The 24,151-nt window shown below is 71.2% G+C and carries 30 protein-coding genes; 12 read left to right on the top strand and 18 right to left on the bottom strand.

Going from position 1 to position 24,151, the window contains the following annotated elements; translation table 11 throughout:
• Positions 1-172 precede the first annotated feature (172 nt).
• The 3 genes from ACIBAD_RS03055 to ACIBAD_RS03045 all read right to left on the bottom strand — a co-directional run bounded on the left by ACIBAD_RS03055 (position 173) and on the right by ACIBAD_RS03045 (position 2,023).
• The gene (locus tag ACIBAD_RS03055; protein ID WP_134068724.1) at positions 173-439 is read right to left on the bottom strand and encodes a hypothetical protein; all 267 of its coding nucleotides are present in this window, start codon (positions 437-439) and stop codon (positions 173-175) included.
• A 191-nt stretch (positions 440-630) separates the two neighbouring features.
• Positions 631-1,056 (bottom strand): hypothetical protein, encoded by a 426-nt coding sequence (locus ACIBAD_RS03050; RefSeq protein ID WP_134068723.1) that lies wholly within the window; start codon positions 1,054-1,056, stop codon positions 631-633.
• Positions 1,057-1,261: 205 nt separating this feature from the next.
• A complete protein-coding gene (locus ACIBAD_RS03045) occupies positions 1,262-2,023 on the bottom strand; it encodes a ribonuclease BN (RefSeq protein ID WP_398904022.1) in 762 nt (253 codons plus the stop codon).
• A 306-nt stretch (positions 2,024-2,329) separates the two neighbouring features.
• On the opposite strand from ACIBAD_RS03045, the gene ACIBAD_RS03040 reads away from it, so the two are divergent.
• Complete coding sequence (locus ACIBAD_RS03040) at positions 2,330-2,539, top strand: hypothetical protein (RefSeq protein ID WP_134068721.1); 210 nt, start codon at positions 2,330-2,332, stop codon at positions 2,537-2,539.
• A 144-nt stretch (positions 2,540-2,683) separates the two neighbouring features.
• On the opposite strand, the gene ACIBAD_RS03035 is transcribed toward ACIBAD_RS03040, so the two are convergent.
• Positions 2,684-4,411, bottom strand: coding sequence for a thiamine pyrophosphate-dependent enzyme (locus tag ACIBAD_RS03035; protein WP_398904019.1), 1,728 nt, complete (start codon positions 4,409-4,411; stop codon positions 2,684-2,686).
• 48 nt (positions 4,412-4,459) lie between these two features.
• Positions 4,460-6,043, bottom strand: a complete 1,584-nt coding sequence (locus tag ACIBAD_RS03030) for an FMN-binding glutamate synthase family protein (RefSeq protein WP_134068720.1) — start codon at positions 6,041-6,043, stop codon at positions 4,460-4,462.
• A 306-nt stretch (positions 6,044-6,349) separates the two neighbouring features.
• Between ACIBAD_RS03030 and ACIBAD_RS03025 the strand changes: the two genes are divergently transcribed.
• Positions 6,350-7,222 (top strand): helix-turn-helix domain-containing protein, encoded by an 873-nt coding sequence (locus ACIBAD_RS03025; RefSeq protein WP_166681976.1) that lies wholly within the window; start codon positions 6,350-6,352, stop codon positions 7,220-7,222.
• 22 nt (positions 7,223-7,244) lie between these two features.
• Here ACIBAD_RS03025 and ACIBAD_RS03020 read toward each other — a convergent pair whose 3' ends face one another.
• The 4 genes from ACIBAD_RS03020 to ACIBAD_RS03005 form a co-directional block, all read right to left on the bottom strand.
• On the bottom strand, positions 7,245-7,625 hold the full coding sequence (locus ACIBAD_RS03020; RefSeq protein ID WP_134068718.1) for a hypothetical protein: 381 nt from the start codon (positions 7,623-7,625) through the stop codon (positions 7,245-7,247).
• A 142-nt stretch (positions 7,626-7,767) separates the two neighbouring features.
• Entirely contained in the window at positions 7,768-8,136 is a 369-nt protein-coding gene (locus tag ACIBAD_RS03015) for a PRC-barrel domain-containing protein (protein ID WP_398904014.1), read from the bottom strand.
• A 197-nt stretch (positions 8,137-8,333) separates the two neighbouring features.
• Positions 8,334-8,903, bottom strand: a complete 570-nt coding sequence (locus ACIBAD_RS03010) for a DUF2231 domain-containing protein (RefSeq protein WP_398904012.1) — start codon at positions 8,901-8,903, stop codon at positions 8,334-8,336.
• 121 nt (positions 8,904-9,024) lie between these two features.
• Positions 9,025-9,498, bottom strand: coding sequence for a hemerythrin domain-containing protein (locus tag ACIBAD_RS03005; RefSeq protein ID WP_134068715.1), 474 nt, complete (start codon positions 9,496-9,498; stop codon positions 9,025-9,027).
• 236 nt (positions 9,499-9,734) lie between these two features.
• On the opposite strand from ACIBAD_RS03005, the gene ACIBAD_RS03000 reads away from it, so the two are divergent.
• Complete coding sequence (locus ACIBAD_RS03000) at positions 9,735-9,965, top strand: DUF6479 family protein (RefSeq protein WP_134068714.1); 231 nt, start codon at positions 9,735-9,737, stop codon at positions 9,963-9,965.
• Positions 9,966-10,069: 104 nt separating this feature from the next.
• Here ACIBAD_RS03000 and ACIBAD_RS02995 read toward each other — a convergent pair whose 3' ends face one another.
• Positions 10,070-10,258 (bottom strand): DUF6381 family protein, encoded by a 189-nt coding sequence (locus tag ACIBAD_RS02995; protein WP_134068713.1) that lies wholly within the window; start codon positions 10,256-10,258, stop codon positions 10,070-10,072.
• 505 nt (positions 10,259-10,763) lie between these two features.
• Here ACIBAD_RS02995 and ACIBAD_RS02990 point away from each other — a divergent pair.
• Positions 10,764-11,462, top strand: a complete 699-nt coding sequence (locus tag ACIBAD_RS02990) for a DUF6766 family protein (protein ID WP_398904009.1) — start codon at positions 10,764-10,766, stop codon at positions 11,460-11,462.
• Positions 11,463-11,569: 107 nt separating this feature from the next.
• Positions 11,570-11,980 carry an SsgA family sporulation/cell division regulator gene (locus ACIBAD_RS02985; protein WP_398904007.1) on the top strand — a complete coding sequence of 137 codons (411 nt, stop codon included), beginning with the start codon at positions 11,570-11,572 and terminating at the stop codon, positions 11,978-11,980.
• Positions 11,981-12,152: 172 nt separating this feature from the next.
• Here the strand turns inward: ACIBAD_RS02985 and ACIBAD_RS02980 are convergent, their stop codons facing one another.
• Together ACIBAD_RS02980 and ACIBAD_RS02975 are read right to left on the bottom strand one after the other, a co-directional pair.
• On the bottom strand, positions 12,153-12,326 hold the full coding sequence (locus tag ACIBAD_RS02980; protein WP_134068710.1) for a CsbD family protein: 174 nt from the start codon (positions 12,324-12,326) through the stop codon (positions 12,153-12,155).
• 521 nt (positions 12,327-12,847) lie between these two features.
• Positions 12,848-13,516, bottom strand: coding sequence for an HSP18 transcriptional regulator (locus ACIBAD_RS02975; RefSeq protein WP_134068709.1), 669 nt, complete (start codon positions 13,514-13,516; stop codon positions 12,848-12,850).
• A 129-nt stretch (positions 13,517-13,645) separates the two neighbouring features.
• On the opposite strand from ACIBAD_RS02975, the gene ACIBAD_RS02970 reads away from it, so the two are divergent.
• The 4 genes from ACIBAD_RS02970 (at position 13,646) to ACIBAD_RS02955 (ending at position 15,723) form a co-directional block, all read left to right on the top strand.
• A complete protein-coding gene (locus tag ACIBAD_RS02970) occupies positions 13,646-14,080 on the top strand; it encodes an Hsp20/alpha crystallin family protein (protein ID WP_134068708.1) in 435 nt (144 codons plus the stop codon).
• Between the two features lie 142 nt (positions 14,081-14,222).
• Positions 14,223-14,669 carry a DUF2267 domain-containing protein gene (locus tag ACIBAD_RS02965; protein ID WP_134068707.1) on the top strand — a complete coding sequence of 149 codons (447 nt, stop codon included), beginning with the start codon at positions 14,223-14,225 and terminating at the stop codon, positions 14,667-14,669.
• Positions 14,670-14,824: 155 nt separating this feature from the next.
• Positions 14,825-15,178, top strand: coding sequence for an STAS domain-containing protein (locus tag ACIBAD_RS02960; RefSeq protein WP_134068706.1), 354 nt, complete (start codon positions 14,825-14,827; stop codon positions 15,176-15,178).
• A 29-nt stretch (positions 15,179-15,207) separates the two neighbouring features.
• Positions 15,208-15,723, top strand: coding sequence for a DUF5133 domain-containing protein (locus ACIBAD_RS02955; protein WP_398904003.1), 516 nt, complete (start codon positions 15,208-15,210; stop codon positions 15,721-15,723).
• A 242-nt stretch (positions 15,724-15,965) separates the two neighbouring features.
• Here the strand turns inward: ACIBAD_RS02955 and ACIBAD_RS02950 are convergent, their stop codons facing one another.
• The 3 genes from ACIBAD_RS02950 to ACIBAD_RS02940 form a co-directional block, all read right to left on the bottom strand.
• Positions 15,966-16,274 carry a DUF2188 domain-containing protein gene (locus tag ACIBAD_RS02950; protein WP_134068704.1) on the bottom strand — a complete coding sequence of 103 codons (309 nt, stop codon included), beginning with the start codon at positions 16,272-16,274 and terminating at the stop codon, positions 15,966-15,968.
• Positions 16,275-16,626: 352 nt separating this feature from the next.
• Positions 16,627-16,884 carry a hypothetical protein gene (locus ACIBAD_RS02945; RefSeq protein WP_398904001.1) on the bottom strand — a complete coding sequence of 86 codons (258 nt, stop codon included), beginning with the start codon at positions 16,882-16,884 and terminating at the stop codon, positions 16,627-16,629.
• Positions 16,885-17,032: 148 nt separating this feature from the next.
• Positions 17,033-18,163 (bottom strand): NADH:flavin oxidoreductase, encoded by a 1,131-nt coding sequence (locus tag ACIBAD_RS02940; protein ID WP_398903999.1) that lies wholly within the window; start codon positions 18,161-18,163, stop codon positions 17,033-17,035.
• A gap of 192 nt (positions 18,164-18,355) precedes the next feature.
• Between ACIBAD_RS02940 and ACIBAD_RS02935 the strand changes: the two genes are divergently transcribed.
• Positions 18,356-18,859, top strand: a complete 504-nt coding sequence (locus tag ACIBAD_RS02935; RefSeq protein ID WP_398904749.1) for a MarR family winged helix-turn-helix transcriptional regulator — start codon at positions 18,356-18,358, stop codon at positions 18,857-18,859.
• Positions 18,860-18,929: 70 nt separating this feature from the next.
• On the opposite strand, the gene ACIBAD_RS02930 is transcribed toward ACIBAD_RS02935, so the two are convergent.
• Positions 18,930-20,543, bottom strand: coding sequence for a carboxylesterase/lipase family protein (locus ACIBAD_RS02930; RefSeq protein WP_398903997.1), 1,614 nt, complete (start codon positions 20,541-20,543; stop codon positions 18,930-18,932).
• Positions 20,544-20,705: 162 nt separating this feature from the next.
• On the opposite strand from ACIBAD_RS02930, the gene ACIBAD_RS02925 reads away from it, so the two are divergent.
• A complete protein-coding gene (locus ACIBAD_RS02925; RefSeq protein ID WP_398903995.1) occupies positions 20,706-21,758 on the top strand; it encodes a MerR family transcriptional regulator in 1,053 nt (350 codons plus the stop codon).
• Here the strand turns inward: ACIBAD_RS02925 and ACIBAD_RS02920 are convergent.
• Positions 21,718-22,236: a cupin domain-containing protein gene (locus tag ACIBAD_RS02920; protein ID WP_134068699.1), complete on the bottom strand. Its 519-nt coding sequence runs from the start codon at positions 22,234-22,236 to the stop codon at positions 21,718-21,720. The genes ACIBAD_RS02925 and ACIBAD_RS02920 overlap by 41 nt on opposite strands.
• A gap of 82 nt (positions 22,237-22,318) precedes the next feature.
• On the opposite strand from ACIBAD_RS02920, the gene ACIBAD_RS02915 reads away from it, so the two are divergent.
• The gene (locus ACIBAD_RS02915) at positions 22,319-22,927 is read left to right on the top strand and encodes a TetR/AcrR family transcriptional regulator (protein WP_398903992.1); all 609 of its coding nucleotides are present in this window, start codon (positions 22,319-22,321) and stop codon (positions 22,925-22,927) included.
• Positions 22,928-23,070: 143 nt separating this feature from the next.
• Here ACIBAD_RS02915 and ACIBAD_RS02910 read toward each other — a convergent pair whose 3' ends face one another.
• A complete protein-coding gene (locus tag ACIBAD_RS02910; RefSeq protein ID WP_398903990.1) occupies positions 23,071-23,931 on the bottom strand; it encodes an MBL fold metallo-hydrolase in 861 nt (286 codons plus the stop codon).
• Positions 23,932-24,151 lie beyond the last annotated feature (220 nt).

Below are 24,151 nucleotides of genomic sequence, written 5' to 3'. Positions count from 1 at the left end.
GCGGGGGGGGCGGTTGGCGGGGGCGGGGGGGGTGCGCCTCGTAGGTTTTCGGGGTTTGGGGGGCCCGCGGGCGGTTTGTGCGGGGCCGGGGGGCCGCGCACTCCGTAACCTGGCCTGCGGGCGGCGGGGTGTGTTGAGCCCGACGACTCACCGCCGACCATGCACGAGCTCGTCAGTTGCCGATACCGGAGTTGCCCACGCCGGAATTCGCGATGCCCGAGTTGCCGACGCCCCAGTTCGCGATACCGGAGTTGCCCAGGCCGAAGTTGGTGATGCCCGAGTTCCCGACACCCTTGTTCCCGATGCCCGAGTTCCCGACACCGCTGTTCCCGAGGCCGGAGTTGCCGACACCGTCGGCGCCGGCCGCCGCGGCTCCGCCCAGACCGAGCGCCGCGGCGGCACCCAGTACGACGGTGAAACGGAGTAGACGTGCACGCATTGCATACCTCCCATGAAGCGGTGTGATTGCCAGACATCAATAACATCCGGTTCGGCGCGCTCCCGGAATGCGTGCCGGAAGGGGCCGTGTCGGCACCGTCTGGCCTACGCGCAGCCCTCACGACAGGTCGGTTCGAACACCTCTTCAGGCTCGTCCGAGCCGCCGGCCACCCTCGCCTCGCTCGACACCCCCTAGAGCTTCGCGACGTCCTTGTGCATCACGGCGTTGCTGTCGGCGTGGTACGAGGCCAGGCGTACCTTGAGCGGGTGGCCCGCCGGGGCCTTGATGACGACGTTGAGCGTCTCGCTCAGCCCGATGCCGTGGCAGGAGGGCTCGGAGTCGAGGTTGGTCCAGCCGTCCCCGGTGTTCTTGGGGTCGTTCCACTGCACCCAGGCGCAGTCGGGTTCGCCGCTGGTGACGTCCATCGAGATGATCTTGACGGAGTTCACCGTGCCGTCGACGCGCTCGTAGGTCACGGTCGCGGTGTTGTGGTGGAGGTTGAGACCGGCGTCCAGGGTGGCCGCGTTGGCCGGGGTCTCGGCAGCGGCCGGGTTCGCGGCTCCCGCGAGCGTCGCGGCCGTCAGGACAAGGGCGCCGGGCAGGGCGGATAAGCGCATGTTCCGTCTCCGTAAAGGTAGTTGGGGCGGCGGCACCCTACCCCGCCGACTGCGCGTCCACCGGTCCGCGACCGTCAATTCAAGTAATGGGCAGGGGAGTTGGCGTGATCGGGCGCTTGAGCGCGACGGGACACCGGACAGGCTGCCGCTCGGCCGGACGCCCCGGGACGAGACCTTCCCCCCGCACTGAGTAAGTCTCGTCGTCTCAGCGGCCGCGAGCCGGCGGTCGGCCGCGGCGCGCCAGGTCCTCGTGGACGAGTCGGCCGGCGAGTGCACCGCCGAAGACGACGACGCCGATCCCGACGAGCCATGTCTGGATGACGAGGACCGTCCCGAACGGGCCGTAAGTGACGGCGCCGGATGCGATCAGAGGAGAGAACACGAGCCGGGAGAAGATCCGGAGCCCCAGCAGTCCGATCATGGTGGCCAACGCCCCGGGAAGGAGGGCGAACCACCCGACCCGGCCGCCGAGCAGCAGCCGCTGCGACCACCAGAAGAACAGCGTGCCGATCGCCACGGCGACGAACCCCCGGGCGGGTGACTCGCGCCACGGTGGCGTGATCGCCGACAGGTAGAGGACGGCGACGAGCACGCCGAGCCACAGTACGTGCCGCCAGCGGGCCCACCAGCGCGCCGGAGGAAGGTCCCAGATCCTTTCGTAGCCGCTCTGCACCAGGGTGCCGAAGGACAGGCCGAACACGGCGAGCAGCGCCAGGCCGAACGCCGTGGTCGTCCGCCATGCCTCACCGGGGAGCGCGAAGAGCCGGTCGATCTCCGCCCTGGCGGCCGGCGACACTCCGAGCCCGTCTCCCAGCCACTGCGCGAACCCTTGTCCGCCGGCGGTGTTCGCCGCGGACACGACGCTCAGCAGCGGTACCAGTGTCAGAAACCCGAGCGCGGCGAACCCCAGCGAGCGCTGCCACAGTTCCACGTCCCGGACACGCCCCCAGCGTCTGCCGGCCCGCATGCGGCGGATCGTGCTGAGAGTCCGTCCGAAGCCCGGCCACCGGGCCGGCCCGCGGGAGCCGGTCACGGCGGTCCCACCGGCGGGTGCGGCGAGGGCGACCAGGACGGGGAACGCGGGGTTGATGTCACGGGCACGGCCGCTCCAGTTGCTGCTGGTTCCACGGTACCCGGGCCCGGGGCGCTGCCCGGGCGGCGTTCGCGCGGTGTTCCGTGCAACTGCGCGCTCAAGGGCGCTCACGGCTCGGCAGGCTTCGGGGCGACGGCGTGGGGTAGTCGCAGGAGGCAGGGACCATCTGAGGAGGACGCCATGGCGGACCAGGAGAAGTCGAAAGGACGCCCGCGGACCACACCGTCCGAGGCCGTGGGCGAGAGCGGCGACCGTGAGGCCCGGCGCCGGGCGGACGATGCCGTCGTCAGGGGGCACGCGGACGACGACGCGGATGCCGGGGGCCACCGCGCCAAGAGCCACCGTCCGGGCATCGGTCGCGAAGAGCAGATCCACCCGGACGACGCCTGACAGGCGGACATTGCGCGGGCCGGCCGGCGTCCACCGGTCCGAATACCCGCCGCGGCCGGCCGATCACCGGGTGTGCCGGATGGTGGGCGGCGCGCACCCGGGGCCGGGCTGGGCACGCCGACCGCCGCCGGTCCGGGTGCTCGCTCAGTCCTCGTGGCTCGACAGGGACTCCTTGATCTTGGCGATGGCGAAGCCCCACCCCTGGGCCACGGTCGGCTTGCCCGGCACGGCCACTTCCTCGGGGTTGGTCAGTACGTCCAGCAGGACCGGCCCCGGGGTCTCGAACGCCCGGCGCACACCGTCGTGGAGTTCGGCCGGATCAGTGACCCGGATCCCCGTCAGGCCGAGGGCCGTGGCGACCGCGGCGAAATCGGGATTGTCGAGCTGCGTCCCGAACTCGGGCAGTCCCGCCTGCTCCTGCTCCAGTTTGACCATGCCCAGCCGGCGGTTGTCGAAGACGACGAGCTTCACCGGGAGCCCGTACGTCTTGATCGTCATCAGGTCGCCGAGCAGCATGCTCAGCCCGCCGTCGCCGCAGAAGGCGACGATCTGCCGGTCGGGCGCCCAGAGCTGGGCTCCGAGGGCCTGCGGCATGGCGTTCGCCATCGAGCCGAGGTTGTAGGAGCCGATCAGCCGCCTGCTCCCGCGCATGCTGACGAAGCGGGACAGCCAGACGGTGGCCATGCCGGTGTCGGAGGTGAACACGGCGTCCTCGTCGGCGTACCGGTCCACCGCGGCGGCCAGGGCCTCGGGGCGGATCTCGTGGTCCCGGTTGTCCAGGGCGGCCCGCAGCCTGCCGGCCCAGCGGTGCTCGTGGCCCGGGTCGGCCAGGCGCTTCTGCCCCTCCTCCCACCGTACGAACCGGTCCCGGGCGCCGTCCAGGTGCGTACGGTCGGGAGCCTCCTCCAGCAGCGGCAGCAGGGCGCGCAGGGTGGCGCCGACGTCGCCCGCGAGACCCACGTCCACCGGAACCCGGCGGCCCAGGTGCTCCGCGCGGCTGTCGACCTGCACCACCTTGCAGCCCGTCGGGTACCAGTCGCGGTAGGGGAAGTCGGTGCCCAGCATGAGGAGCGCGTCGCCGCTGTCGAGCGCGTGCGCCGCGGCGGGATTGCCGATCAGGCCGGTCTGCCCCACCTGGAAGGGGTTGTCGCCCTCGAAGCCCTCCTTGGCCTTGAGCGTGAGCACCATGGGTGCGGCGAGCAGCTCAGCCGCCCGGAGCACTTCGGCGCGGGCCTCGCGCGCCCCGCGGCCGACGAGCAGCGTGACGCGGGAGGCTGAGTTCAGCAGCTCGGCGGCCTCGGCGAGGGCCGGGTCGTCGGGGCGGGTGCGGGGCGCGGCGAGGGCGAAGCGCGTGGGGCGGTCCTCGCTCAGCTCCTGGTCGCCCAGGTCGCCGGGGACGGTCAGGACGGCCACGCCGCCCTGGGTGACGGCGGCGCGCACGGCCGACTCCAGCATCCGCGGCATCTGGTCGGGGGAGGTGACCGTGGCGCGGTAAACGGCCACGTCGCGGAAGAGCAGGTCGTTGTCGACTTCCTGGAAGTAGTCGCTGCCGACCTCGGCGAGGGGGACCTGTCCGCAGATCGCCAGGACCGGCGTGCGGCTCTTGGCCGCGTCGTACAGCCCGTTGAGGAGGTGCACGGAGCCCGGGCCGACGGTGCCCATGCACACCCCGAGGGTGTCGGAGAGCTGGGACTGCGCCGAGGCCGCGAACGCCGCGGCCTCCTCGTGCCGGCAGCCGACCCAGTCCAGGTCGTCGGTGGTGCGAATGGCGTCGGTCAGGGGGTTCAAGGCGTCCCCGACGACGCCGAAGACGTGCCGGACCCCCAGTTCTTTGAGTGCGTCGACGATCACGTGGGCGACGGTACGTGCCACAGGAGTGCCCTTCCGTGCGTGCGGCCCCCAGGGGCGAGGGCCCGCGTGTCAGTGGGTGAAGCGGTCCGGGTCGGCCGCCCGCCAGTCGGATGCCCAGCCCTCGGGCGCTGATGCGAGCAGTTGTCCCGGTGTGAGCCACTCATGCAGTTCTGCGTAGGAGCGGACGGTGTGCGGGTCCACCCGCTGCACCAGCTGGTGCGGGCGCAGCCCGGACGGCTCGTCGACTCCCATCGCCGCCATGATCTGCAGGGCGCTCTTGACCGTGGCCTCCTGGAAGCGCTGCACGCGTTGCGCCTTGTCGCCGACGTCGAGGGCGCGGGCGCGCCGCTCGTCCTGGGTGGCGACGCCCACGGGGCAGGTGTTCGTGTGGCACCGCTGGGCCTGGATGCAGCCGACCGCGAACATCATGGCGCGGGCGGCATTGGTGTAGTCGGCTCCCTGGAGGAGGCGTTTGACCAGGTCACTACCGGTGGCGATCTTCCCGCTGGCCCCGATCCGGATCCGGTCGCGCAGACCTGCCCCCACGAGGGCGTTGTGTACGGTCATCAGTCCGTCGCCCAGCGGCAGACCGACGTGGTCGGCGAATTCGAGCGGTGCGGCGCCCGTTCCGCCCTCCGCCCCGTCGACGATGATGAAGTCCGGTGTGGTGCCCTCCTCCAGCATGGCCTTGCACACGGCGAGGAACTCCCGGCGCGAGCCGACGCAGAGCTTGAAGCCGACGGGCTTGCCATCCGCCAGCTCGCGCATCCGCGCCAGGAAGCGGACCAGCTCGCGCGGCGTGGAATAGACGCGGTGGAACGGCGGGGACACGACGGTCCTGCCCTGCGGGACGCCGCGGACCTTCGCGATTTCAGCGTTGACCTTGGCTCCCGGCAGGACACCGCCGATACCCGGCTTGGCGCCCTGGCTGATCTTCAACGACACGCACTTGACCTGCTCGTACGCAGCCTTGCGGGCGAACTGCCGCTCGTCGAAGCCCCCTTCGTCGGTCCGGCACCCGAAGTAGCCGGTGCCGATCTCCCAGACGAGGTCCCCGCCCGGGCGCAGGTGGTACTCCGACAGCCCGCCCTCCCCGGTGTCGTGGGCGAAGCGTCCCGACTGCGCGCCGGCGTTGAGCGCGAGTACGGCATTGGCCGACAGCGAGCCGAAGCTCATCGCCGAGACGTTGAGCAGGGCCATGTCGTACGGGCGGGTGCAGTCGGGTCCGCCGATCCGTACCCGGGGCGGATCCGTCCGCACCGCCCGAGGCGCCATCGACGGTGTGAGGTACTCACTGCCGGGCTGGTACGGGTCGAGCTCGGTGCCGAACGGCTCCTCGGCGTCGGTGCCCTTGGCCCGCTCGTAGACGATGCTCCGGGTGTCCCGGTCGAAGGGGCGGCCGTCGAAGTTCCGCTCGATGAAGTACTGCTGGATCTCCGGCCGCAGCGCCTCCAGGGCGAAGCGGAGGTGTCCGAGCAGCGGGTAGTTCCGCAGGATCGAGTGCCGACGCTGTACGAGGTCGTGTACGGCCACCAGGGCGAGCAGTACCAGGGGGACGGCAAGGCTCGCGAACCAGGGCGTGGCCAGTACGGCGGCGGCCGACGCACATGCGGCGAACAGGGCGAGCAAGACCACGAGAAGTATCTTCAGCACGTCGCGCTTCTGTCCCGAAGTCTCACAGTCAACCGCCCATGGCCGACCGCCAGCCGCCCTCCGCCACCGCCCACCGTCAACGGCCACCGCCGAGCGGTGCCGGGCCGGCGGAGCACCGTATTCTGGAAGGCCGGACCGGGCAGGATTTCCTGCCGTGCTGCCTGCCTGAGGGGGAGGGCTGCCGCAATGCCACAGCATGCCCGAACGGATGCGCCGGGCCGGACGAGTTTCCGGACCACGGACCTGGAAGCCGCCCGGGACTGGATGAGATCCGCCTACGGCACGAGCCTGCGAATGAAGTCGCCCGTGCCGAACGGCACTTTCAGCTACTCCCGTACCCTCGCCGGTCCCGTCACGCTGAGCACGCTCGCCCTGGCCACCGAGTACACGTACGCGAGCGATCCGCTCGGCGCCGTGGCCATCACCCACGTGGTCAGCGGCCGGATGCGCCGGGAATGCGCCGACGATGCCTTGGCGGCCGGACCGGGCGACGTCCTCGCGATCTCACAGCCCGACCTGCCGTACACCGGCCACGTCGACGTGGCCGAGCTGCGCGCGGTGTCGCTGCCCCGCCGACTCGTCGAAGACGCCGCGGGCCGCCTGCCCGGCCGGCCAGCGCCGCCGCTGCGGTTCACCCGGTTCACCCCCGTCTCCCCGGCCCTGGCGGAGCAGTGGAAGAAGGCCGTGGAGTATCTGGAGTCGGGCCTCTTGGCCGGGCCCGCGGCCGGCGAACCGCTCGTGGTGGACGCCGCCGCCCGGATGATCGCCGCCCAAGTGCTCACCACCTTCCCGAACACCGCGCACCCCGCGCCCGTACTGGCGGACACCCGCGACGCGACTCCGGAGACCGTCAGGCGAGCCGTGGCCTTCATCGAATCCGCGCCCGATGCGGAGATCGGTCTGACGGAGATGGCCGCGGCCGCAGGCGTCACCCCGAGAGCGCTCCAGTACGCCTTCCGCCGGCACCTCGGCACGACGCCGACCGCCTACCTGCGCCGTGTACGGCTCGACCTCGCGCACGCGGACCTGGTGGCGGGCGACGCGGCCGGCGGGGCCGGCGTGACGGCGATCGCGCACCGGTGGGGCTTCCACCACCTGGGCCGCTTCGCCGCCGCGTACCGCGCGGCGTACGGGCAGTCGCCGAGGCGCACCCTGGAGGAGGGCGGCCGCGCCCGGTAGCCGGGCCGGGTGCGTCAGGGGCCTACGAGGTGCGGTTGGGGGTCGGCCCGGCTTCCGGGGCGCCCTGGGGCCGTACCGCCAGGAGGTGCTCGCCCCGGACCGCCACGTCGAGGCCGCCGTCCCGCAGGGTCACCGCCAGAGCCGTCCGCAGGGCGGTGTGCAGGCCCGGCAGGGCCGTGAACCGGGAGAGGTCCTCTTCGTGGCCGTGGACCTGGATGGTCGGCCGCAGTATCTCCTGAGCGGCCCATCCGATCATGACGCCCTCTGGCGCCGCCCAGACGCGCAGGCCGTTGCCGTCCTGCGGAACCGTCTCGAAACCGGCACGCGCGAGCAGACGCCGTACGCGTGCGCAGTCGTCGCCGGGGCCGTCCTCGGTTGACCCGGCGACCGTTGTGGAGCACATGCACCCACTGTCGATCAAGCTCCGGCGCAGGCGAAAGCCGTCATGCGAAGACCTTTCCCGCCGTGAGCCGGGAAACGAAGACGACGCCGGTTCCGGCACCCGTCACGGGTGCGGGAACCGGCGTCGTCATGCGCGGAGCGGATCAGGCGGGGCGGCCGCCGAAGGGGGCGCCGGTGCCGTAGTACGTGCCCAGCTCCTCCCGGTATCCGGCGTCGCCGAGGTGCTTGTCCCGGTGGAACTCGGGGGCGTTCTTGATCTGTTCCCTGGTGCGGTCGACGAAGATCTTCCGCACCTCCGGGTCGATCTTGAAGACCGTGCTCGCCGGCAGCAGAACCTCCTTGCCGAAGATCCATACGCCGGTGTCGACGACCACGTAGGCGTCACCGACCTCGTCGGAGTGCTTGTCGACCTTGCCGATGCTCCCGTCGGTCGCCTCGACCTTGTAGCCGGTCAGGTCCGTACCGGCCAGGTGGCCCGCGGTCGGCTGGTAACTCCACACATGTTCAGTCACGCGAAAACAACTCCTCGGTCAATGGGGCGCGGCGGCACATGCTCGTCCGCCGAACCTCCTTGTTCCGTGTTCCGTACGTCGTGCCCGGCGGTCGTGCATTCCGCCTGAACCTCGTGTGCCCCGCTTTCAGTGCTTGACGCACCCGGTCGACCGGCTACCGGCGGCCGCTACCGCGCTGGGCGGGAGCACCGGCCCGCTCATGTGCCGGGGTGAGCTCCGACGGCCTGTCGATATGCCACGTGTCCGCCCAGTGCGCCGGAAACGGCGACGGCGGCCAGGCCGCCGACGGACCACAGGCGGCCCTTCGCCGAACGGCCTCGCAGCCGCGAACTCAGGGATACGGCGTAGCAGGCCACCGCAGCCACGTTGGAGACCGCATGGGCCAATCCGACCCGGGCCTGCTCGGGAGGAAGGTCCGCCCAGTCCGCCCAGCCCGCGACCGCTGCCGGGGCGACCCCGGCGAGGCCGACGGCGGTGAGGGTCGTCGTCGCCCGCCGAGTCCCGGGTGCGAGGTCCAGTACGGCGGCCGACAGCCAGCATCCGATGGGTAGCTGCACCAGCACGGGATGCACGGGGTGGCCCAGCGGCCGGCCACGCAGCAGATCGCGCATCCCGCCCAGGGGGAGCGAACGGATTCCCCGCTGGAGCGCCCTGACCGCAGGGTCGGCCACTGTCGTCCGCTCAAGCCGGTCCAGGGCCGTCAGCCACCACGTGGAGGCCGTGTCGATGACTGCGGTCTGCCCCGCCGTGGTCGTGATGTCGGGCACGTGTGAGTTCATACCCGACGCCTACCCGGTGTCGCGTCGTCATCCCGCCCTGGCTTCGAGTGCACCCGAACGACTGGCCTGCCAATGGGGGAGCCGGGCCCGGGCCGGGTGGCCGGCGGCGCTATTGATTCGCGCTCGGGACGGTCAAGGGGTCGGCCGGGGCCGCCTTCTTCGCCGCTTCCATCTGTTCGCCGAGCTCGGTGAGGCGGTTGCGTCCCATGGCCTTGCGGACCTCGGGGAACCACTCGTTCTCTTCTTCCTCGACGTGGTGGCGGACGTTTTCCATGAGGACCGTCATCTTGGCGTCGAACCGTTCGTCGCTCGCGTCGAGATCCTTGAGTTCGGAGAGCATCCACAGAACGACGTGGTGCTCCTCGATGCTTTCGAGTACGTGGTCCTTGGTGTCGGGGGCGGCTTCGCGGGCCGCGGGGTAGAAGATCTTCTCCTCGATCCAGGTGTGCGTGGTGAGTTCCTCGATGACCTGATCGGCGATCTTCCGCTTCGTGGCGTGCGCGTCGTCGCCCGCCTTCTCGAACTGCTTGAACAGCTTCTCGACCGTCTTGTGGTCTTCCTTGAGCAGTACGATCCCGTCCACCGGGTCTCCTTCGCGTCGTCCACCGAGGGGGCAGCCGACTGCCCTGACCCCCTCTACCCGGTGGGGCGGCCGGGACACTGTTCGCCGGTGGGGATGCCTCGTACAGGCGACCATCCGTACGCCGAACGCTGGCTCGTCTGCGGCCACGGCTCCCTCGCCTGCAGCCGGAGCCGGCGATGACCGCACGTCGCGGTGGCGACACCCGTAAGCCGGCCGATTTCGGGTAGGCGCCAGCCATGATTCCTACCGAGATCCTTGCGGCCGAAGGCCAAGGAGCGTTCTTCCTCATATTCGCCGGCGTGGTGGTGGTCGTCCTTTTGATCGGCGCGTTCTGGTACGGCAGCAGGCGCAGCGCGCGGCGACGGGCCCCGGCCCGGCCGGCCGAGCAGAATCCCGCAGCGCGTGAGCACGAGGACTCGTGGCAGACGCCGGACGGCCATACCGGTGACCAGGGGCCCCGCGCGTGAGCATGCCCGGTGCCCCACGGGAGGGACGGGACGCGCCGCCGAGTACGGCGCCGTCCCTGCCCCCACTGTCCTGAGGGCAGCAGGTCACCACCCGTCGGGCTGGTCTACATGGGGTCCATGGTCCCGCTGCCCCTGCCGTACTCCTGCTCCGTCTTCTCCCGGATGCGCATGGCCTTGTCCTTCAGCCGCTGCCGCTCTGCCGGATCGGTGGCGTGCTGCGCCGCCTGCTCCAGCTCTTCGGCCTTGGCGCGCATCTGCTGGGCTCGCTCGCTCGGCTGGCTGTCGCCGCTCATGATCACTCCTCGGGTCTGGGGTGCCAGTCACCCCAGGCAACCAGCGGGTGGGCCGACGCGCCACCGCAGCCCGCGGGCCGGGCAGGACTCACGAGATCCGCCACCGCGTGCGAGACCGCCCACCCGGGCCGCTGCTCCGGGTGGGCGGTCTCCTGCGTGTCCGGCGCCCCCAGCGAGGGCGTCCGGCGACCGCGAAGAGATGGTGGCCGTCGGTATCCGGTCGCCTCGACCGCGTGCCGTGGTGGAGGAGGCGGACATGGACGTGACCGCGCTGCTGCGCGACGACCACGGGGCACACCGTTCCCGGCGCGCCCCGCAGCTCCCTGGCCGGGTGACGCGGCGGCCGCCGCCAACCCAGCGGCGCCGGCAGCTCGAAGTACCACAGGGCGATCGGCCCCACCGGTGCTCGCTGAGGGGCGGTTGACGTGCGCTTCGTGTTCGCTGCCCGCCTCCTGGCCGTCCTGGGCGGCCCGGGCTGCTTCATCACGATCGGAGCGGTGTGCCGGTGAGCGGAGCGCGGGAGCACCACCGGGGAGGCTTCTGGCGGGACAACAGCCTCACCCTCGCCTTCGGAGGGGCGTTCCTGCTCGTCCTGGCGGGCCAGGCACTCGCCGGGCACGCCGGGTTCAACGAGGACCTCGCCGTCGACGGGCTGCAGCAGCTGACGCTGGGTGAATACCTGATGTCGTCCGACTTCGCCGTCGACGTCAGCGAGAACTGGCAGTCGGAGTTCCTCCAGTTCTTCCTCTACATCTTCGGCACGGTCTGGCTCCTCCAACGCGGCTCACCCGAATCGAAGAAGCTCCACAAAGCAGGACCGGAATCCGACCGGGAGCAGCGCATCGGCGATCACGCCCAGGCCGACTCGCCCCGCTGGGCGGGTACGAAGGACTGGCGGCAGAAACTGTACTCACGCTCCCTGGGGACCGTGATGGCCTTGCTGTTCTTCCTCTCCTGGCTCACACAATCCATCGCCGGTACGGCCGCCTACAACGAGCAGCAACTGCGCCGACTGCAGCCGCCCGTCTCCTGGGGGGCCTATCTGGGATCGGCCGATTTCTGGAACCGCTCCCTGCAGAACTGGCAGTCCGAACTCCTGGCCGTGGCCGCCATGGCCATCCTCTCCGTCTACCTGCGCCAGCGCGGATCCCCGGAATCCAAGCCCGTCGGTGCCTCCCACGGCTCCACGGGGGTGGAGGGCTGAGCCTTCGGACCGTACGGCCTTCCCGGCCGATCTCCTGACGGGCAGTGTGCCGGGGGCGAGGCGGGGCAGACGAGTGCAACCGTGCAGCCCATCCCGGAGGCCCGTCGATGTCCCTCATATCTGCTCTGATCACCGTCCATCTGGAAGCGGTGAGGGGCCGTGTGCCGCTCCTTGCCCGGTTCTCGTACGACGGCGAGGACCCGTACGCGGTCCGGACCACGTTCCTCGACGGCACCACGGTCCTGGCCCGTTGGCATTTCGACCGGCAGATGCTTGCCGAGGGATTCCACCGCATGGTGGGCGAGGGGGACGTGACGTTCCGCCCTCAGCGGGTGGCCGGAGTCGACGAGCTCCGCGTCGCGCTGCGGGGCCCCGCCGGGCAGGGGCAAGGAGACGCCGTCCTCTTCGTGGAGGCCCGCGCGCTCACGGACTTCCTGCACCAGACGTACGCCGTCACCGGCGCGGGGGAGGAGTTCCTCGATGTCGACAAGTTCCTCGACGAGTTGCTGGCCCGCTGACGCGGGGCCAAGAGGACGCCCGTCCGGTTCCCGCTCCCCGCAGGCGGGTTGCCGGCCGGTGGATGTGCGGGCCACGGGTGCGGGATCGTCCGGGCGGGAAGGTCGGGACGCGCCTCGGTCCCGAACCCCAGACGGGTTCGGGACCGAGGCGCTGCCGGGCGGTGCGGCCAGGTCACCGCTTGAACATGTCCTTGATCTTTTCCTTGGCCTGGCGGGCATCGCCCTTCGCCGCTTCGCCGCGGCCCTCGGCGGTCAGCCGCTCGTTGCCCACCATGCGGCCGGCCGTCTCCTTGAGCTTGCCCTCGGCCTGCTCGGTCTTGGCCCGGCCCTTCTCGTTCTTCGACACAGCTGATCACTCCCTGGGGGTGCGGGGAACTGCTTGCCGTGCGCGTCTGACCCGGATCGCGGACGGCCAAACGTGTGCGAAGCCCTGCGCCTTCGTCCCATCCGAATGCCGAGGCACCCTGGAGCCGCGGCACGCGACACGCGACGAAGGACAGTTGAACGGGGGCTGCTTGGAGGCCGGATCCCAGGTGGTGGGAGGTCGTCGAGTGGTCGCCTCGGCGAGGTCGCCTTCCTCGATGCCCGCGGCCGCCGGGTCGGCCGCGGAGACCTCGATCCACATCTCGGGCGCGGCGCCGCGCAGCTCGCTGACGCGGCGTCTCGGTCGCGAAGAGGTCCTGGACGACGGGGAAGAGCCGGTCCTGTCCGAGAACGGCGCGGATGCGCTCCAGGTCGGGCGGGCAGATCACCGAGCCGTGCGTTTGCGCAGCCGCCTGGTCGGCACCACCGGGCCACGCCGGGCACGTGGTGTCGCTCGTCCTGGTACCGACGGGGTCCGCATCGCCTTTCGCCCGGGGGAGGGAGTCAGACGCTGCGCTGGTCGTGGGCATCCTGGCGGAGCTGGTCGGTGTGCCGGGTCATGGCATCGATGCGTGCGGCCAGTTCGGCGTCCTCGGGTCGCAGATGGGGACGGGTGTCGGCCAGGGGTTGGACGAGGCGGGCCGCGTCGTCGTCGGCGAGGGCCGTGTTCAGGTCTCCGACAATGCCCCGGGCGGCGTCGGGCAGGCCGGTGAGCGAGGTGACCTGGCCTGCGAGCCGGCGCAGGTCGGCCGCGCTGTCGCGGGCCCACGCCGTCACGCTCCGGTCGGCGGCGCGTGAGTCGCGAGTGGCCTGGACGCGCTGCTCGCCGGTGCTTCCGGCCGCACCCGGGCGCAGCCGCAGGTAGCGGCGTTCGGCTGCTTGGCGGCTGGCGACTCCGAGGGGGCCGGCGAGCTCGGCCCAGCTCGCGCCCTGCCCGCGGGCGGTTTCGATCAGTCCGCTCTCCCAGCCCGCGAGCTGCTCGCGGATCTCGCGCAGCATCAGCAGTGCGGCCAGGGCCGGGTGCGGTCCCGGGTCCGCTGCGGGCGCCGCTTCGGCCGGCCGGGTTCTCGCGGAGGGTTGCTGAGCGTCCTTGACGGCCTGGTCGATGGTCTCCAGTGCCGCGGCGGCGGCGAGGAAGGAGATGGGTGTGGTCGGCTCTGCGGCCTCTTTCATGCCGTCCTCCATATCAGCGTCATCCTTACGACGACGTCATAGTTGTCATCGCTTGGATGACATGTTACAACGGGAGCACGTTGAAGCGCATTGGCAGTTTCTGCCCGAACCAACTGGAGGTGTTTCGCGATGTTGATGCGCACTGACCCGTTCCGCGAGATGGACCGCATCGTCCAGCAGCTCTCCGGCGCGTCCGGCACCTGGTCGAAGCCGTCCGTGATGCCGATGGACGCCTACCGCCAGGGCGAGGAGTACGTGATCGCCTTCGACCTCCCCGGTGTCAGCACCGAGGCGATCGACATCGACGTCGAGCGGAACATGCTGACCGTGAAGGCCGAGCGCCGGCCCGCGGGGAAGTCCGACGGCGTGCAGATGGAGCTCTCGGAGCGGCCCCTGGGTGTCTTCTCCCGCCAGGTCATGCTGGCCGACACCCTCGACACCGAGCACATCGAGGCGGACTACGACGCGGGTGTCCTGACCCTGCGCATTCCGATCGCCGAGCGTGCCAAGCCGCGGAAGATCAGCATCGGCAGCGCCGACGACCGCAAGCAGATCTCAAGCTGATCACAGGGGGCGGAGGACGCGGCGCGATCCGATCGACCCTCCGCCCCCGGCTACGACGTCCTCTTCGGCCACCCACCGCCCACCTGACACCCCGGCGAGCCGCGTCCCGCCACGACCTGCAGAGAAAGGCAACCGCAGCACCATGTACGAGCAGCCGCGACCGAACCCGGCCCTGCCTGTCATGACGTTCGAGCAGATGGTGGAACGCGTGCGCTACGAAGGCGCCTACCCCACCCGTGAGCGCGCCGAGCGGGCCGTCCGCACCGTCCTCGCGGCCCTCGGACGCCAGGTCACCGGATGCGAACGCGTCGACCTCGCGCAGTGCCTGCCCGTCGAGGCCGCCCTCACCTTCACCGCGGAGATCCCCGCCACCGAACAGCTCACGGGCTGGGGGTTCGTCAAGGACCTGGCCGCCCGCACCGGCGGCACCCCGGCCACCACCCGCTGGGACACGGGCGCGGTCCTCGCGACCGTCGCCGCCCTCGCCGGCCCCGCCCTCCTCGACCGCATCCTCCAGCAGCTGCCGAACGGCTACGCGCTCCTCTTCGGCCGGGCACAGCTGTGCCGGCCCCGGACTGCGGCCGCCTGACCCGACAGTCCCCCTGAACGCCCTCACCGGCGCCTCGTGCCGCTGCATTCGTCCATACGTCCTGATTTTCGTGAATTTCTTGACGTGCGTCGGTCGGACGTCGACGATACTGGTGGAAAGTAGTGGCAGCCCCAGAGCGTGGTGGGGAGGCAGTGATGACCGCGGCCTTGAACACCGACAGGCTGAATCCCCGGGATGCCGTACATCTGGAGATCGAGGTGACCCCGGGCTCGCCGCCCGGGACGGTCCACGTCCGTGTGAGCGGCGAGATCGACTGCGACAACGCCGCGGTTTTGCGTGGAAACCTCCTGACCGCCCTCGTCTCCCACCGTGGCACCCTTCTGGTGGACCTGAGCCGGGTCACCTTCTGCGACTGCGCCGGCCTCAACGCCCTCCTGGCCGTCCGCCTCGCCGCCCTGCGGGCCGGCCGCGCTTTCCACGTCACCGAGGCGGCCCGCCCCGTCGAGCGGCTCCTCCGCCTTACCTCCACGCGCTCCCTGCTCACCTGACCGCGCCCGCCGGAAAGCAAGTGATCTCCATGACCGCGTCCATCCCACTCGCCACCGGTCCCCGGGCCGCCGCCCGCACCCTGCAGACCCCCGACACCTCCGCGCCGCCCGAGCCGGCGCTCGCTTGGGCGGTCGGCACGCTGATGGCGACGACCCCGGCCCCGGCCCGCGAAGCCGAGCGCATCCTGTCCGTCGCGGCAGCCCAGGCGGGTCTGCCCGAGACCGTCCTGGCCGCCGCGATGCGCGAAGCCTCCCGCGGCGCGCCCGTCCCGGCCGCAGCCGAGCGGTCCCTGCGCCAAGCCGTCCGCGCCGCCCGCACCTCGACCGCGGCACCGGTCTGCGGACGACCCGTGCTCCCGCTGCGGGCCGACGCGGAGAAGGCCCTGGGCCGGTTCTTCGAAGCGCGCCTGCGTCTGACCGCAGCGCCCGCCGACCCCGGCGCACGCCGGGCCTTCGAGGACTCCGTGTTCGTGCTGTGTGTCCTGATGGGCCGCCCATCGGCCGCCGAAGCGCTGCACGAGGCGCTCCAATACACCGAGGGATGAACTCGCTGGGCCCGTGCAAGCAGGCGGACTCGTTCAAGTGAGGTGATGGAGATGAGCGGCAGGGACGAGGATCCGCGCCCGGAACTGCTCCCTGATCGGGGCGCGGAGGTGGACGAACACGGCCGCCGGCCCGGGGTCCCGTCCCGGACCGGCACGGGCGGTGGCCCGCCGGCCGACCCGGACCGAGTGGCCCGGGCCCGTGAAGAGGGCAAAGACCGGAAGGCGGCTGCGAAGCGGCCGCTCTAGCGGGCGCCTCCGGCCTCTGACGGCTTGCGGCCGCGCTCGCCGGGGCCTACGCCGGGGGGTACCGCGAAGGTGCCTCCGTAGGCGTATGCGGTGCGGATGTGCCCGTCCCGGGCGTGGACCATGACCTGTGCGGGCGTGTGCTCCTTGGCGTGGCGGCGTGCGGAGTCGATGGCCTGCTGCTGCGTACGGTGCGGCTCGTGGAGGACCCGGCGTCCTTCCCTGCCCTCGACCTGCCACTTCACTCCCGCGGCCGCCGCCCGCTCTCCGGAGGGTGAGACGTGGTAGACGGTCCGTCTCGCTGCCATGATCCTTCTCCTCGCCCGTCCGGCGGACTCCCGCCAGGCTCCCCTACCGAGGCAATATCCCGCCTCGAAAGCGGAGGCATCCTGACCGGCACCTGGGAGCTGGCGTGCCACGGAGGCCGTGGCGTCCGCCTGCAGGGCTTCTTCCCATACCAGCGGCCGCGAACCAGCCTGAACCGGCCTGAACCGGCCCCGATCCGGGCCGGTGGGAGCACGTGGTCGGGTGACCGTCGCCCGCTCCCGAGGCACCGTCGGCAGCCCGCATCCGGGGCCGGTCGTGGGCGCCCTCAGCTCACCCGAAGTGCCCGGACGGGTCCCTCCACGGCGTGCCTGTGGGGTACGCGGAGGAAGCGGGCTAGCAGTTCTCGCGGATCACGTCCTCCAGCTCCGACAGCGACGCGCGCTCCTCCTCGGCCTTCTTCCTGAGCACGTCCAGCGTCTGCTGCAAGGCGCTGATCTGGCTCTGGTCCGGATTCGCCTGCGCCTCCAGCTCGGCGATCCTGCTCGCGACCTCGTCCGCGTGCGCCTGGGTCTTGGCGATGCTCACCTTGGCCTCCTTCGCGAGGCGCTTCATCAGCTGGCAGCCACTCTCCCCGGCCATCGGTGCGTTCACGTCGGCACTCCTTCGAAACCGCGCCCCGCCGTCGGGGCGTCCAGGCGGCCAGTATCAAAGCCCCCGTCCGCCCGCACCCGGCGGAGTAGCCCGTCCGGAGGGCTGCCGGTTCGGCCTCCTGCAAGCCGAACCGGCAGCCGGCTTCCGGCTAGCGGCTGAGCGACTTGAGCGCCGTCGGGTCGTACGGCTTCAGCTCGTCGAAGCGGTTGCCGAGGACCTTCGCCGCCCACTGCGGGTCCTGGAGCAGCGCCCGGCCGACGGCGACCATGTCGAACTCGTCGCGTTCCATGCGGTCCAGGAGGTTGTCGATGTCGCCGAGCGCCGCACCCTCACCGGCGAAGGCCCGGATGAAGTCGCCGTCGAGGCCGACCGAGCCGACGGTGATGGTCGGCCGGCCGGTGAGCTTCTTCGTCCAGCCCGCCAGGTTCAGGTCCGAGCCCTCGAACTCCGGGAGCCAGTAGCGCCGGGTCGAGGCGTGGAACGCGTCGACGCCCGCCGCCGCCAGCGGGGCCAGGATCGCCTCCAGCTCCTCCGGCGTCTGCGCGAGCCGGGCGTCGTACGCCTCCTGCTTCCACTGCGAGTAACGGAAGATCACCGGGAAGTCGGCCGGGACGCGCTCGCGGACCGCCGCCACGACCTCCGCGGCGAACTTCGTACGGGCCACCGCGTCGCCGCCGTACGCGTCGGTGCGGCGGTTGGTCCGCTCCCACAGGAACTGGTCGAGCAGGTAGCCGTGGGCGCCGTGCAGTTCGACGCCGTCGAAGCCGATCCGCTCGGCCTCCGCGGCGGCGTCGGCGAAGGCGCCGATGACGTCGTCGAGGTCGGCGCGGGTCATCGCCTTGCCGGTCCCCTCGGTGCCGTCGACGCGGATGCCGGAGGGGCCTACGGCCGGTGCGTCGGCGTACGGTGCCTCGCCCTGCTTGCGCACCATGCCTATGTGCCACAGCTGGGGCACGATCGTGCCGCCCGCCTCGTGCACGGCCGCGGCGACCTTCGCCCACCCCGCCAGCTGGTCCTCGCCGTGGAACCGCGGCACCCGGTCGCTCTGCCCGGCGGAGTCGTGACCGACGTAGGTGCCCTCGGTGACGATCAAGCCCACACCTGCGGCGGCCCGGCTGGCGTAGTACGCCTGTACGTCCTCGCCGGGCACGCCGCCGGGGGAGAACATCCGCGTCATCGGGGCCATCGCGATGCGGTTGGGGACGGTCAGGCCGTTCAGCGTGACGGGCCGGGACAGGATCTCGGCCGCGCGGGAGGCGGTGGACGTGGTGAGGGGCATGCGGGTCCTCCGGGTTGAGGCTGTGGCTCGTCAGGGTGACAACGAGAAGTGCATACTACACATGCTATGTATCATGCATATTGCGGTCCGGTCCTCGCGCGGAGCCGGAAGCCCGCCGGTCCCCGGGTCCGCGATAATGGAGCGCCAAGAGGAGCGGGAGGCGCAGTGCTGGAGAAACTGGAGCGGGAGCTGATGCTGCTCTCGCGGCACCAGGTGCTGGCCCGGCGCGAGCGCGACCCCGAACGCCTGGAGAGGTCGGCGTACCTGCTGCTCAGCCGGATCGACACCCAAGGCCCCATGTCCATCGGACAGCTGGCCGAGGCCTTCGGGCTCGACACCTCGACCGTGAACCGCCAGACGGCCGCACTGCTGCGCTGCGGACTGGCCGAGCGCGTCGCGGACCCGGACGGCGGAATGGCCCGCAAGCTGCGCATCACCGCCGAAGGCCGGCGCCGGCTCGCCGGAGACCGTGAGGCGAACCGGTCCTGCCTGGCCCAGGTCGTCGCCGACTGGTCCCCTGAGGAGATACGGGAACTGGCAGACGTCCTGGTCCGCCTCAACCGCAGCGCCGAGGCCCTCGAAGGACGGCACTGGCCGCGCGCGGAGGAAGACGAGGCCCGCGCCGCATGCCACGAGCCGGTCCCGCACGAATCCCCGACGCCGGCTCCGCAGGCACCCGCGACTCCCGCCCGGTAGGAACGCCCGCGGTCCGCCCCGTGGAACCCGCTCTTGAGCAGCGCGCCGTCGTTACTGACGGCCCGGCGGCTCAGCGAGGCAAGCGGTCCCAGAACGAGCACTGGTGTGCGGAGTGTGCGTCGACGGCGTGGATTCCGCCTGGTTGGGGAGCCAGCGACTGCACCGACCGGGGGAGCGGCGGCGAAGAGTGGAGGAGGGGCCAGAGAGGTGCGTCGGAGGTGTTCGGGTTGCCGGTGCGCGCGAAGCTCGTCCAATAGTCGACCATCCGGTCCGACAGGGCGCGCTGGGCGTCGGTCAGCGGTCGCTCGGTGGGGAGGGAGGAGAACAGGAACGGCATCTCGAAGCCGTGTGCCGCACCGTACGGGAAGTCAGGGTTCGCCGGCAGGCCGGTGAGGACCGGAGCGTCCGGATCGCTGAACTCGTAGCCGTAGAGCGGGAGCCCGGGGGCATGCGCGGCGATGGCCCGGCCGGCTGCCAGTGTGGTGCAGGTGAAGGACCGGTCGGTCAGCAGCGCGGCCCAGGCCAGAGCGGGCGTGGGGTGCTGCGCTGCCGGATACCGTGCCTCGACGGCCGGTGCGTCGGCCCCGAAGGCGTCCACCAGACGGGCGCGGTAGTCGTCCTCGGTACGGATCGGGAACGCGGCGAGGGTCAGGCCGCCGAACATCCGCATCTCGTCGTGGTTGGTGCCCAGGACGACCGGCACGTGGTGGAAGCGTCCGGATGCCAAGGCCCGGTCGGGTGCCGAGGGCAGCAGTGCATTGCCGAAGGCGGGCCGGTTGAAGGACTGCATCAGCTGCGCGGTCGCGAGACGGTCCGTACTCTGCCCGCGCAGGCACGCCAGCACCTCGTCTCCGCCGCCCGCAGCGCAGCCCAGTTGCCGGGCGGCTTCCGCGCCGGCCGCCTGGACATCGGCCTCCGGGGCGAACGGCTCGTACGCCGGTGTGCCGGGGCCGAGAGCGCCGCGCGGGAAGGACATGAGGCAGGAACCGCTCTGGAGTACGGCCCGCTGGAAGAGTCCGACGGCCGTCGGCGAGGTGAGGTGCGCACAGATGCTGAGGGCGCCTGCGGACTCACCGAACAGCGTGACACTGCGCGGATCACCGCCGAAACGCTCCGCGTTCGCCCGCACCCAGCGCAGGGCGGCCTGTTGGTCCGCCAGGCCGAACGGTGGCGTGGAACCCAACGCGGAGTGGCCGAAGTAACCGAATATCCCCAGACGGTAGTTGACCGTGACGACGACCGTGTCACCCCGGACCGCCAGTTGTTCGGTGTCGTAGTCACTGCCGGAACCGCCCAGGAACGCACCGCCGTGCATCCACACCAGCACGGGCCGCTTCTTCCCTCCGGCCCGCTTCGGGGTCGGCAAGGTGACGTTGAGGTAGAGGCAGTCCTCCGACCCGGCGACCGCACCCGTACCCGGTGCCGGCATCTGCACACAGCGCTGGGCCGGCTCCGCCGCATCCCGGACACCGTCCCAGGCGGCGGGGGGCGCGGGGGCGCGCCAGCGCAGCGACCCGGTCGGCGGCGCAGCGTAGGGAAGGCCGTTGAAGGTGGTGTACGAGCCGTGGGACACACCGCGTACCCGGCCCTGATCGGTCCGGACGACAGTGCTGCTCTCTTCAGCGGAGCGCGGGGAACCGGGTGCACCGCTGGCCGGTACGGCGGCGGCCGTGAGCAAGGCCACCGCGCAGAGCAAGGGGAGAAGCACCGCACGAAGGGGGGCCTCTCGGCGTGGACGTGACGGCGTGACAGGGGACATACGTACCCACCGTTCCTGGTCGGGAAGGCATGGTGCCGGGCCGCACGGCGCCGGTCAGGCCGGGACGAGGCCTGAGCGGCGGGAGCGGTGCGGACCGACGCGGTCAGTGCTCAATACGCTAGGACCTCCCGCGCACTGGAGGTTCAAGAGACTGTGACGCAAGACACCTGGAGCATCGGTGAACTCGCCACCGGAACGGGGGTGCCGGTGAAGACGCTCCGCTACTACTCGGACAGCGGTCTGCTGCCGGTGTCCGGTCGTAGCACGGGCGGTCATCGGCGGTACGGCCCGGAGGCGTGGGAGCGTATCCGTCTCATCAGACGCCTACGGGCGCTGGACACCCCGATCGCGACCATCACGCAGGTGGTCACCGGCGAGTGCTCCCTCGGCGAGCTGGTGGCGACCGAGCTCGAAGCGGTGCAGGAACGGCTGACCGAACTGCGCTGGCGCCAGGCCACACTTGAGTCCCTGGACGCGTGCACGAGTGAGGAACGGCTCCGGCGTCTGGAGATCCTCTCCCGTGTGCAGCGGCTCCCGCAGGCGCGTCGTACTCTCACCGATCACTGGTACCGCGAGCTGTCCGCGGCCATGCCCAAGCGCCGACTCGACATGATGATCGCCATGCTGTCCCCCGACCCTCCGCAGGACCCCGTGCCCGCCACGGTCCTGGCCTACGCCGAGCTGCATGTCCTGATCTCCACACCCGGTTTCACCCGCTGGACCCAGGACCACGACGAAGAGATGAGGGACGGCCCGGCCTTCTACGGAGAGATCGACGAGGCCGCCGCCCTGACGGTCGCCGCTCTGGCCCAGGGACTGCCACCCGGCGCCGGGGATGCGGTGAACGCTTTCGTATCCGCCCACGCGCGCGCCCGACGGGAGTCGGACACGCCCGCCTTCCGCACATACCTGCACGGGCTGGTGTCGAGGTCATCCGGCTTCGACCCTCGCCTGGAAAGGTATTGGGCCCTGGTCGCCACCGCCACCGGCGGCCGCGTGCTGAACATGACGGTGGCTCATCGATGGCTGACCGACGGATTGTCGATCTCGATTGCCGAAAGTGCACCCCTCGGCTCGGGTCGATTGGGCTTCGCCCCCGTCACACGCCGGGCGGGGGCGTCAGGCCGAACCGGGAGATGACGTCGGGCAGCCAGGCGGGCCGTCCGAACTCCAGCCCGTACTTGGCGGCGAGCACCGGTATCGCGTCCTCCGCCGGTGGCGGCCCGTCGGCGAGCATCTCGGCCAGCTCGCGGAAGAAGTGCTCGAATCCGGCCGGACTGATGATCTCGATCATCCGGGCCGGGACGGAGCCCGCGTTCCACATGGCGTGCAGTTCCCCTCGCGGCTTGGTGATGTAGCCGCCGGAGCCCAGAACGGTTTCACGGTCGCCGGAACGGAAACCGATCTCGCCCTCGGTGACGATCGAGTACTCGTCCTCCCGGGTGTGCAGGTGCGGCGGTACCAATGCCCCGACGGGGAAGGGGTGCTCCACGACGGAGACTGCGCCGCCGGTGTCGTCCCCCCACAGCTTGAAGGCGACGCCGATCGAGCCGAGGAATGCCTCGGGCCCTTCGCCAGGGCGAACGATGGTGAGCGGCGGGGCCGGCGGCTGCGCCATGGCGATCACTCCCCGACAGCATTTGGAGATACACTGGCGTTTATCCAAATAGTCTCCACCGCGGACCCTGGGACGTCAAGTTTTGAGTGAACAGCAGCGTTCTTCGAAACGGCGTGGCTACGAGATGCGCAAACGCGCCGATGACGTGAGCCGGACGCGGCAGCGCATCATCGAGGCCGCCCTGCATCTGCACGGGACGGCAGGCCCGGCATCGACGAGCATCGCGGCGATCGCCGACCGCGCGGGGGTCACTCGGCTGACCGTGTACCGGCATTTTCCGGATGAGACGGCATTGTTCGAGGCCTGCTCGGGACACTGGCTGTCGCTGCAGAGACTGCCCCGGCCCGAGGTGTGGGGCGCGTTCGAGGATCCGTTCGAGCGGCTGACGGCCGGGCTCACTGACATCTACCGCTTCTACCGCTCGGGCGAGCAGATGCTGACGCTCGTCATCCGCGACCAGCACGCCGTACCCCAGCCGATCCGCGAGGCCCGGGAGGAGTTGACCCGGAAGTACGTCGAAGCGCTGGCCGGGGCATGGACCGAGGCCGAATCCCCGGTCCGGCGGGCGGTGATCGGTCATGCCGTGGCGTTCTCGACGTGGCGCTCGCTGTGTCGGGAGCAAGGCCTCGCGGACCGCGAGGCGGTCGAGGTCATGGCCACGCTGGTGGAAGCGGTCGGCACGAAGTCGTGAGGGTTTGCCCGCCCTCGGAAGCCGAGGGAGGCCGTGGCCGCGGTCGGTCGGTCCCGCCCCGCACCCTCGGCTCGCGCCCGGTGAGCCGGGCCGCTCGGCCGCGGGCCCGCCCGCGCGGTAGGACGGGGCGGCCGGCCCGCAGGTCAGTCCCGGTACACGACGATGAAGGCGCCGCAGGGATGGGAGCCCGACCGTCCTGCCGTCTCCGCGAGGGCGCGGCGCAGGGCGTGCAGGTGGGTGGTGGCGAGTTGGAGCGGAGGCTCGTCCGGCTGGTGGGTGGTGCCCCGGGGGTAGTCGGTGTTCGGTTCCGTGGTCATCTCGATGTGGCAGCCGAGGATGTGTGTGATCGGGCGGGTCGCGCAGAAGTCCACGAGCCGGTCCACCGTGTCGGCGTAGGCGGCCCGGTCCTCCACGTAGAGCCGCCCGGGGTAGAGCGAGTCACCGGTCAGCAGCAGGCCCGTGTGCCGGTCGTGGAAGACCAGCGCGGCGGCCTGGTGGCCGGGCCCGGGGACGAGGTCGAGGACACGTCCGCCCAGGTCGAGCTCGGCGCTGCGGTGCGGCCAGTCGTCGAGTCCGAAGTGGGCCGTGACCTCCTCCAACCCCGGGCCGACGATCGTGGTGTCCGGTCTGTCGGCGAACTGTCCGTCGCCCGCGATGTGGTCGCCGTGCCCGTGGGTGTGCGCGACCGTCAGCCCGTACCGTGCGCGGGGATTGCGCATCAGCCAGTCCTCGATCAGGGCGTCGACGGTGGCGCGCAGGGGGAAGTGGCCCGGGTCGGCGGTGGCGCCGGTGTCGATCAGGAGCGCCCGCTCGTTCCCGAAGAGGAGGAAGAGGAAGGGCGCCTCGTAGTGCACCGACTTGTTCTGGCGCAGGATCACCGTGTTCCGGGTGTACGCGTGGACCTGGATCTCGGGGGCGGGATCGTGCTTGGGGGACGGCCAGCCCGCGTGCCACACGGCGTCCAAGCTGCCGGGGACCGGGGCGCCGACGAGGAAATCGATCACGACCCCAACCTACCGCCGCCGCCCTCGAACGGACACGCCACATCCCTCGATGGCCCCACCCCGCCGTGCTGCCGCCAAGCCCCGCTCATGCTCATGCAGGACATCGCTGGACGGCAGCCGGCTGGGGCCGACTCAGATGTCGAGGAACCGAACGTCCTTGGCGTTGCGCTGGATGAAGGAGCGTCGTGCTTCGACGTCCTCGCCCATGAGCACGGAGAAC

Origin of the sequence: Streptomyces sp. NPDC051109, from assembly GCF_044455885.1 — a bacterium.
Taxonomy (GTDB): domain Bacteria; phylum Actinomycetota; class Actinomycetes; order Streptomycetales; family Streptomycetaceae; genus Streptomyces.
Note: the sequence above shows the minus strand (reverse complement) of the source record. Positions and strands in the feature narration are given on the sequence as shown.